This window comes from Rhizobium binae (genome assembly GCF_017357225.1).
GTDB lineage: Bacteria > Pseudomonadota > Alphaproteobacteria > Rhizobiales > Rhizobiaceae > Rhizobium > Rhizobium binae.
Genome location: NZ_CP071604.1, coordinates 3612951 through 3622500, shown reverse-complemented (window position 1 = coordinate 3622500; position 9550 = coordinate 3612951). Strand labels below are relative to the sequence as shown.

5 protein-coding genes, 1 tRNA gene, 2 rRNA genes and 1 pseudogene are annotated in these 9550 nt (G+C 59.7%); 4 read left to right on the top strand and 5 right to left on the bottom strand.

The features are described 5' to 3' along the window. Nucleotides 1-418 precede the first annotated feature (418 nt). The 4 genes and pseudogenes from J2J99_RS17720 to J2J99_RS34055 form a co-directional block, all read left to right on the top strand. A 23S ribosomal RNA gene (locus J2J99_RS17720) occupies nt 419-3305 on the top strand. A 217-nt stretch (nt 3306-3522) separates the two neighbouring features. Beyond that, nucleotides 3523-3637: ribosomal RNA gene (gene rrf / locus J2J99_RS17715) — 5S ribosomal RNA — on the top strand. Nucleotides 3638-3850: 213 nt separating this feature from the next. Continuing rightward, a tRNA-Met gene (locus tag J2J99_RS17710) sits at nt 3851-3927 on the top strand. Nucleotides 3928-4066: 139 nt separating this feature from the next. Further along, a pseudogene (locus tag J2J99_RS34055) lies at nt 4067-4647 on the top strand (transposase); the annotation flags it as partial. Nucleotides 4648-4768: 121 nt separating this feature from the next. Here J2J99_RS34055 and J2J99_RS17695 read toward each other — a convergent pair. From J2J99_RS17695 to J2J99_RS17675, 5 genes are read right to left on the bottom strand one after another with little or no spacing between them, the layout of a single operon-like run. Continuing rightward, entirely contained in the window at nt 4769-5848 is a 1080-nt protein-coding gene (locus J2J99_RS17695; protein ID WP_168297255.1) for an ABC transporter ATP-binding protein, read from the bottom strand. Continuing rightward, nucleotides 5845-6774, bottom strand: a complete 930-nt coding sequence (locus tag J2J99_RS17690; protein ID WP_168297256.1) for a PfkB family carbohydrate kinase — start codon at nt 6772-6774, stop codon at nt 5845-5847. Before J2J99_RS17690 ends, J2J99_RS17695 begins: the two co-directional genes overlap by 4 nt. After that, nucleotides 6775-7797 (bottom strand): SIS domain-containing protein, encoded by a 1023-nt coding sequence (locus J2J99_RS17685; protein WP_168297257.1) that lies wholly within the window; start codon nt 7795-7797, stop codon nt 6775-6777. Continuing rightward, nucleotides 7794-8639 (bottom strand): carbohydrate ABC transporter permease, encoded by an 846-nt coding sequence (locus tag J2J99_RS17680; RefSeq protein WP_168297258.1) that lies wholly within the window; start codon nt 8637-8639, stop codon nt 7794-7796. The genes J2J99_RS17685 and J2J99_RS17680 overlap by 4 nt, the downstream gene beginning before the upstream one ends. Continuing rightward, nucleotides 8639-9523, bottom strand: coding sequence for a carbohydrate ABC transporter permease (locus tag J2J99_RS17675; RefSeq protein ID WP_168297359.1), 885 nt, complete (start codon nt 9521-9523; stop codon nt 8639-8641). The genes J2J99_RS17680 and J2J99_RS17675 overlap by 1 nt, the downstream gene beginning before the upstream one ends. Nucleotides 9524-9550 lie beyond the last annotated feature (27 nt).

The window sequence follows — 9550 nt, the reverse complement described above, 5'->3', positions numbered from 1 at the left end:
TGAAGAGAAGATTGATCTGGAGGCTTCCAGGTGTCGGGTTTTGCCCTTTTGGGTTTGATCTGGCGTCCGAGCCCAGTTCCAATGATGTCGTGGATGGTCTAGCCGACCGGAAACGAAAGAGGGACTGGAGGGTGGTAGGAAGCTTGTCACTCTGGATCGTTTGTTGTTCGCTGCCTTCGGGTAGCGTCTGATGAACGATCGGATTACCGTTGCCTGACCGCGCGGTATCGGATCCAATCTCGAGAAGCTGGTCTTAAGACAGGCTGCAAGTGGGCTGCTCGGCGTAGCTCCAATAAAGCAGACCTGTCGAACACGTCGATGGCATTGTTGGATTGACTGGGTTGTAAAAGGTAACCCGGTCTGTTGCCGTTTCCTTCGGGAGATGAGCAACGAGATGATGAGCATTGGCAATGAGAACGATTAAGTGTCGTAAGGGCATTTGGTGGATGCCTTGGCATGCACAGGCGATGAAGGACGTGATACGCTGCGAAAAGCCGTGGGGAGCTGCGAATGAGCTTTGATCCATGGATCTCCGAATGGGGCAACCCACCTTAAGATACTTGGGAATCTGATGCGCCGTTGGTGCATGAGCGAATAGTTCTTGGCGAATAGCGAATAGGGTTCAAAAAACTATTCGCTACTCGCTATTGGCTATTCGCCCATGTCGAAGACGCATGAGGTTCCAAGTATCGATAATAAGGTATCTGCACCTGAATACATAGGGTGTAAGAAGCGAACGCAGGGAACTGAAACATCTAAGTACCTGCAGGAAAGGACATCAACCGAGACTCCGCAAGTAGTGGCGAGCGAACGCGGACCAGGCCAGTGGCAATTGTGATTAAAGTGGAACGCTCTGGAAAGTGCGGCCGCAGTGGGTGACAGCCCCGTACGCGTAGATATCACGATTGTCCTAGAGTAGGGCGGGACACGAGAAATCCTGTCTGAACATGGGGAGACCACTCTCCAAGCCTAAGTACTCGTGCATGACCGATAGCGAACAAGTACCGTGAGGGAAAGGTGAAAAGCACCCCGACAAGGGGAGTGAAATAGAACCTGAAACCGGATGCCTACAAACAGTCGGAGGGGGCAACCCTGACGGCGTACCTTTTGTATAATGGGTCAACGACTTAGTGTAACAAGCAAGCTTAAGCCGGTAGGTGTAGGCGCAGCGAAAGCGAGTCTGAACAGGGCGATATAGTTTGTTGCATTAGACCCGAAACCGAGTGATCTAGCCATGAGCAGGTTGAAGGTTGGGTAACACCAACTGGAGGACCGAACCCGCATCTGTTGCAATAGATTGGGATGACTTGTGGCTAGGGGTGAAAGGCCAATCAAACTCGGAAATAGCTGGTTCTCCGCGAAATCTATTTAGGTAGAGCGTCGAGCGAATACCCCCGGGGGTAGAGCACTGGATGGGCTATGGGGACTCACCGTCTTACTGATCCTAACCAAACTCCGAATACCGGGGAGTACTACTCGGCAGACACACGGCGGGTGCTAACGTCCGTCGTGAAAAGGGCAACAACCCTAACCTCCAGCTAAGGTCCCCAAGTCATGGCTAAGTGGGAAAGGATGTGAGGATCCCAAAACAACCAGGATGTTGGCTTAGAAGCAGCCATCATTTAAAGAAAGCGTAACAGCTCACTGGTCTAAATAAGGGTCTTTGCGCCGAAAATGTAACGGGGCTGAAGCCATGCACCGAAGCTGAGGATTTGCGAGCAATCGCAAGTGGTAGCGGAGCGTTCCGTAAGCTGATGAAGGGAGACCCGTGAGGGCTCCTGGAGGTATCGGAAGTGCGAATGTTGACATGAGTAACGATAAAGAGGGTGAGAGACCCTCTCGCCGAAAGACCAAGGGTTCCTGCTTAAAGTTAATCTGAGCAGGGTTAGCCGGCCCCTAAGACGAGGCGGACACGCGTAGTCGATGGGAACCACGTTAATATTCGTGGGCCTGGTGGTAGTGACGGATTGCACAAGTTGTTCTGGTTTATTGGATTATCAGGGCAGCGGAGCGGTTCCAGGAAATAGCTCCACCGTATAGACCGTACCCGAAACCGACACAGGTGGTCAGGTAGAGTATACCAAGGCGCTTGAGAGAACTATGTTGAAGGAACTCGGCAAATTGCACGCGTAACTTCGGAAGAAGCGTGACCCCATTTTACGCAAGTATGATGGGGTGGCACAGACCAGGGGGTAGCGACTGTTTATCAAAAACACAGGGCTCTGCGAAGTCGCAAGACGACGTATAGGGTCTGACGCCTGCCCGGTGCTGGAAGGTTAAGAGGAGAGGTGCAAGCTTTGAATCGAAGCCCCAGTAAACGGCGGCCGTAACTATAACGGTCCTAAGGTAGCGAAATTCCTTGTCGGGTAAGTTCCGACCTGCACGAATGGCGTAACGACTTCCCCGCTGTCTCCAACATAGACTCAGTGAAATTGAATTCCCCGTGAAGATGCGGGGTTCCTGCGGTCAGACGGAAAGACCCCGTGCACCTTTACTATAGCTTTACACTGGCATTCGTGTCGGCATGTGTAGGATAGGTGGTAGGCTTTGAAGCGGGGACGCCAGTTTCCGTGGAGCCATCCTTGAAATACCACCCTTATCGTCATGGATGTCTAACCGCGGCCCGTCATCCGGGTCCGGGACAGTGTATGGTGGGTAGTTTGACTGGGGCGGTCGCCTCCGAAAGAGTAACGGAGGCGCGCGATGGTGGGCTCAGACCGGTCGGAAATCGGTCGTCGAGTGCAATGGCATAAGCCCGCCTGACTGCGAGACTGACAAGTCGAGCAGAGACGAAAGTCGGTCATAGTGATCCGGTGGTCCCGCGTGGAAGGGCCATCGCTCAACGGATAAAAGGTACGCCGGGGATAACAGGCTGATGACCCCCAAGAGTCCATATCGACGGGGTTGTTTGGCACCTCGATGTCGGCTCATCGCATCCTGGGGCTGGAGCAGGTCCCAAGGGTTTGGCTGTTCGCCAATTAAAGCGGTACGTGAGCTGGGTTCAGAACGTCGTGAGACAGTTCGGTCCCTATCTGCCGTGGGTGTAGGAATATTGACAGGATCTGTCCCTAGTACGAGAGGACCGGGATGGACATATCTCTGGTGGACCTGTTGTCCTGCCAAGGGCATAGCAGGGTAGCTATATATGGACGGGATAACCGCTGAAGGCATCTAAGCGGGAAACCCACCTGAAAACGAGTGTTCCCTATCAGAGCCGTGGAAGACGACCACGTTGATAGGCCGGGTGTGGAAGTGCGGCAACGCATGAAGCTTACCGGTACTAATAGCTCGATCGGCTTGATCGTTCTCATTGACCATGCTCATCAGCCAAAGGCTGATGATGCCTGACCTTGTCCTGACGCGCCAGGGGCGCTGCGGACGGCCCGCCAAACGAGTGGCGACACGCCTTGCGCTTGCGGCCTACGGCCGAAAGTGCCACGCGAAAGGTCATGAAAGACGTGTTTAAACAAGCAGGCCTTCGGCCTGCACCAGCTTCTCAAACAACAAGTTGCGCTTTGCCGACCTGGTGGTTATGGCGGGGTGGCTGCACCCGTTCCCTTTCCGAACACGGCCGTGAAACGCCCCTGCGCCCATGGTACTTCGTCTTAAGACGCGGGAGAGTAGGTCGCTGCCAGGTCTGCAAAGCGCAACTTAACTAAACAATCTTCTCATTCACAGCCAACGGCCCAAAGCCGAGACAAAAAGGGCCGCCCACAAAGCGGCCTTTTGTGTTAGAATACCTGCCATGGAAACACGAGACAAATTGCAAGCAATTTGCTCGGGCAGTAGCGTAAATCGCCAAAGGCGCTTTACGCAGTCGGTATTTCGCCTGATGGCAAATACCTGGTAACGCGGGGTGGAGCAGCCCGGTAGCTCGTCAGGCTCATAACCTGAAGGCCGCAGGTTCAAATCCTGCCCCCGCAACCAACTTCCCCGATCTCACCCACACCAGTTATCGCTGGCCGAAAAGCTCACCTTTCCCTGGCGATGTGCCCCCGTTAAATTGGGCCATTCAGACCTGGAATTTTCCACTTATGATCCCTGTTGGGCAGAAGAGGAGAATTCGATGAAGGCCTCGAAATTTTCGGAAGCTCAGATCGCGTTCGCGTTAAAGCAGGCAGAGGACGGAACACCGGTCGGTGACGTGTGCCGCAAAGCCGGCATTTTGGACGCGACCTTTTACAATTGGCGCAAAAAGTACACCGGCCTAATGCCATCGGAGATGAAGCGTCTTCGTCAGCTCGAAGAGGAAAATGCCAAGCTGAAGCGGATTGTTGCCGACCTGTCGCTGGACAAGGCAATGCGTCAGGACGTGCTGTCAAAAAAGCTCTGAAGCCTGCCCACAAGCGCAAGCTTATCATCACGATCAAGGCAGACTGGAAGGTTTCCATCCGGCGCGCATGTTCGGTGCTGAAGATTGACCGGTCGCTTTATGTCTACAAGTCCAGGCGCGGCGAGCAGGCCGAACTGAAGCTGAAGATCAAAGACATCTGCCAGACACGGGGGCGCTCCAGTTGGCGTGTGCATGTCCTGATCAAGCGTGACGGCTGGCCCATCAACGCGAAGCGAATCTATCGGCTTTACAAGGAGATGGACCTGCAACTCCGCAACAAGGTTCCCAAGCTTCGGGTCAAGGCAAAGCTGCGACCGCTGGAGCGAACTCAAAACTGGATAAAACTTGGGGGCAAGGTCAGGACGTGTCGTGCTATTTCCTTGTGTAGGCAATAGCGTCCTGCAGCTTCTTGCGTCCGCGAAGGACGTATCGTCCTTATCCCTCGCGAAGACAGGTGAGACCGGTTTGCGGATCGAAGAGTTGCATCGCCTCCTCGTCGAAGAAGAGGGTGAGCGTTTCGTTGTCCCGGATCGGCGTGCGCGGCGGCAAACAGGCCATCAGCCGCTGATTTCCGGAAAGGGCGGTGACGACGAGTTCTGGGCCGGTCAGCTCGGCGACCTCCAGGGTTGCCTTGAGCGACGGGCCGGCGCCGTCCGTGCGAAGGGCCTCGGGGCGGATGCCGAGGACGAGTTCGCGGCCATTGACGGCGGCTTCGGCGAAGCGGGCCGGCAGGGGCAGGCTGGCATCGGAACCTGTAATCGCCAGCCGGCCATCGCGCACTGTCGCCTTCAGCAGGTTCATCGGCGGAGCGCCGACGAAGGTGGCGACATAGAGCGTTGCCGGATGGTTGTAGATTTCCTCAGGCGTGCCCAGCTGCTCGATACGGCCGTCGCGCATAACGGCGATGCGGCTTGCCAGCGTCATCGCCTCGATCTGGTCATGGGTGACGTAGACCACCGTGGTCTTCAACATCTGATGCAGCCGCTTGATCTCGGTGCGCATTTCCATGCGCAGCTTGGCGTCGAGATTGGAGAGCGGCTCGTCGAACAGGAAGACCTCCGGCTTGCGCACCAACGCCCGGCCGATCGCCACTCGCTGGCGCTGGCCGCCGGAGAGTTGGCTCGGCTTTCGGTCGAGGAGGTTTTCGATCTGCAGGAGTTTGGCGGCATCGCGCACGGCCTTGTCGCGCGCGGGCGCCGGGACCTTGCGCATTTCGAGGCCGAAGCCGATGTTCCGGTGCACCGTCAGATTGGGATAGAGCGCATAGGATTGAAAAACCATGGCGATGTCGCGGTCCTTCGGATGTACGCCGAGCACCGAGCGCCCGCCGATCCTGACATCGCCGCTTGTTGCCTCGGCAAGGCCGGCAATTATGTTGAGCAGCGTGGACTTGCCGCAGCCCGACGAGCCGAGCAGCACGAGGAACTCTCCGCTTTCCAGCGAAATGTCGATGCCTTTCAGCGTCTCGACCTCGCCATAGGTCTTGCGGATGTTTTCAATGTCGAGCGCGCTCATGACACGGGTTCCTGAAGAGACGATGGCTCGCCATAGCTGCGGGGAAGGGTGGAAATGGCGCGCGAGGCAACCTGCGTCCCCGCTGCCAGGCAGGAGGCCAGCGGTTTGCCATCTGCCCATGCTGCCAGGAAGCCGGCGTTGAAGACATCGCCGGCGCCGATCGTATCGACGACCTTGACGACGGGTGCTGCCATCGACACCGGCAGGCCGTCCGGCCCGATGGCGACGGCACCTCCCGGGCCGCGCTTGACGACGACAATCGCGCCTTCCGGCATGTGCGACCTGATCTCACGGGCGGCCTCGACCGGATCGTCGGCGCCGGCAAGCGTCGTCGTCTCGACCTCGTTCAGCAGGGCAATGCCGCTGCGCGAAAGCCAGGCGCGGGTGGCCGCACAATTTTTTTCAGTCCAGCCGTCGAGCGGCCAGCCAGTGTCGAGAGCGACCGTGATGTCGTGGCTGTCGGCCCAGTCGAAGAAGGCGTCATATTCACTCGTCAGGTCGTCGGTGAGGAAGGCGCCGCAGAGAAGCGCGCAACCGCCGCGCAGCCTTTCGCCGTCGATGACGGCGAAGACGTCGGAAAGGCTGAAGCGTGGCAGGTGACCCGTCGTCGTGAAGAAGGTGCGTTCGCCGTCCGGATGGGTGATCCCGACGGAGAGCGTGGTCTTCTCAGGGCGCACGGGCCATTTCTCGGACCGCCAGCCGAAGGCCTCGGCAAGCCAGCGGCCGAAATGGTCGCTGCCGATATTGGCGGCGATCTCGAATTCAATGCCGAGCGCCTGCCAGGCGAGTGCGCTGTTGCCGGCCGCTCCGCCGACGCGCAGCTCGTCGTGATCGACGATGATTTCCGTGCCGGCCTTCGGCCAGGGGGCGGCCGGTCCGAGGACCAGATCGACATTGACGTTGCCGATGACTGCGAGCGGTCGCATTCATTCACTCCGGGTAATCTTGGTGCAACGGACCGGGGTTCCGGCATTCTCCACGCGGGCTTCGGCAAAGGCGATCATCAGCCGCTGGGCAACCGGCAGCATAGCGAAGATCGCGGCAAGGCCGCTCGCCGGGGCAAAGCGGATCGTCACGGCGCCGGCAACCGGCGCTTCACTCGATGCGTCGAACAGGATGACGGGCGCGCCGGTCTCGACGGCCGAAACCGCCATTGCGGTGACGAGAGCGGCGGTCTCGTCGAGACCGCGGAACAACACGACGCCGATCTCCGGTCCCAGCATTTCCATTGGTCCATGGCGTAACTGTCCGCCTTCGAGCGAAAAGCAGGGGCGGCGCGACAGCTCCGTCAGTCCGAGGGCCAGTGCCTCGGCGACACCTTGCAGTCGGCGGCCCGAGGTCACGACGGTCGCGACCTTTTCCAGGGCAGCGAGCGCGGCCGCGATGTCACGGTCTTCGGGTGTCTTGAGGACGGCAAGTGCGGCCGCGGGATCTTCACCGAGAGCGGCCAAGATCGCGAGATGCAGGGCGAAGGTCACGGTCAGGCTGCGGGTTGCGGCAAAAGCAAGCTCGGTGCCGCCGCTGCCGACCAGCGACGGGGCGGTTCTGGCGAGGAAGGAACTGCCCTCGAGAGTCAGGCCGAAGCTTTCCTCCGTGCCGCCGGTTTCGTTGAACCAGCGCACGACTTCGGCGCTTTCGCCCGATTGCGAGGTGACGAAGATCGTCCTGCCGGCGATCGGCAGCGGCTGACCGAGCTGCTCGGACAGCGGCAAGGCGACGGCATCGATGCCGAGCGCACGGTAGAGCGGCTCGACGGCGCGGTTGACGGCATGCGAGCCGCCCATGCCGAGCAGAAGGAGCCGGCCGGTCTTCTTCAGCGAGGCGGCGGCTCTTGCCGCCATCGGTGCGGCGGCTTCATAAGAGGCGATTGCATCGGCGTGCTGGCGCACCATCTCGCGGTCTATCGCCCCAAGTCCGGCCGGCCGGTTTCTTTCTGTTGTCATCTTCATCCCTTGACGCCGCCGCTGGTGAGCCCTGAAATCAGGGCCCGTTGCATGACGAGGCCGATCAGCACCGGGGGCAGGGCGGCGAGCACGCCTGCCGTGGCGATCAGTCCGTAATCGGAAACGCGGCCGCCGGCGAGATCGGCAATGGCGACGGTCAGCGTCTTGGCGCGCTGGTCCGAGGTGAAGAGCAGCGCATAGAAGAATTCATCCCAGGCAAGCAGGAATGCAAAGAGGCTCGAGGTCGCGACCACGGGGGCTGCGAGCGGCAGCGTGATGATCCTCAGCGTCTGGAACAGGCCGGCGCCATCGATCATTGCTGCGGATTCGATCTCTCGCGGTATGGAATCGAAGCCCGATTTCATCAGCCAGGTGGTGAAGGGCGCCAGGATGGTGAGATAGACAAGGGCGAGGCCGAAGACGTTGTTGAGCATGCCGAGATGGGAGAGGCCCATATAGAGCGGCACGGCGAGCGCCACCGGCGGCAACATATAAGTGGCGATCACCATCGACAGCGACCATCCTACCGAAGGTGTGCGCGACACCGCCCAGCCGGCCGGAATGGCAAGCGCGATGGCGGCGATCGTCGCCATGCCGGCCACCTCGATGCTGTTGCGCAGCGATGAGGTGAAGGCGGCGCCGACGCTGTTTTCCAGCGTCGACAGCAGGAGCTGGTACCGCGAGAAATCCGCCGCCTGCGGCCACCAGCGCAGCGGCTTTGCCGCAAGATCTGCGGCTGGTGAGATGCTCATGATGAAGAGCCAGAGGATCGGCGCCAGGATGACGGCGGCAAGCAGCAGCGCACAAAGGTGAATGAAAAAGGAAAAGAGCGGGCTTTGCCGTTCCATCAGGCGGCACTCCCGGCGGTCTTGCGAACGAGGGCGGCATAGCCGGCGGCAAGCAGGGTCACCAGCAGCGTGACGATCAAGGCCAGCGACGCGCCCGAGCCCGCCCGCTGGAAGGAGAAGGCTTCCTGATAGACGAGGATCGACAGCGTGCGGGTGCTGTTGGCCGGGCCGCCGCGGGTCATGACCCAGATGATGTCGAACACCTTGAAGGCTTCGATCGTGCGCAGCACCAGCGCCACCATCAGCGGGCCGGCGAGATAGGGCAGGATGACGAAGCGGAAGCGGGCGAAGGGGCCGGCGCCGTCGACCAGCGAGGCGGCGGTGATGTCGCGCGGCACGGCCTGGAGCGCGGCGAGCGCGATCAGTGCCACCAGCGGGAAGTTCTTCCAGCAGTCGGCGACGATCAGGGCAGCCAGCGCCGTGGCCGGCTCGCCGAGCCAGGAGCGATAGGCATCGAGCAGGCCGAGCTGCGTCAGCGCGGCATTGAGCGCGCCGTATTCCGGATTATAGATCAGCCGCCAGAGGGTGGCGTTGACCACGGTCGGCAGCGCCCAGGGCAGGATCATCAGGGCGCGTAGCGCGGTGCGGCCCCGGAACTGCTGGTTCAGCAGGAGGGCGGCAAGCACGCCGATCACCATTTCGGCCGCGACCGAGACGATCGCAAACCACGCGGTGGTGATCAGTGTGCGCTGGAAATTCGAGCCGGAGAGCATCTTGACGTAATTATCGATGCCGACGAAATTGCCCGCGGTTCCGACAAGCTTGGCATCGGTGAAGGAGAGGCCGACGGTATCGACCAGCGGCCAGCCGATGACCGAGATCATGACCACGAGAAGCGGCAGCATCAACAGCCACGCGCGCGTTGTCAGCCATGTGCCCGACATCCAGGCGACCCTTTTTTTCATCTATAG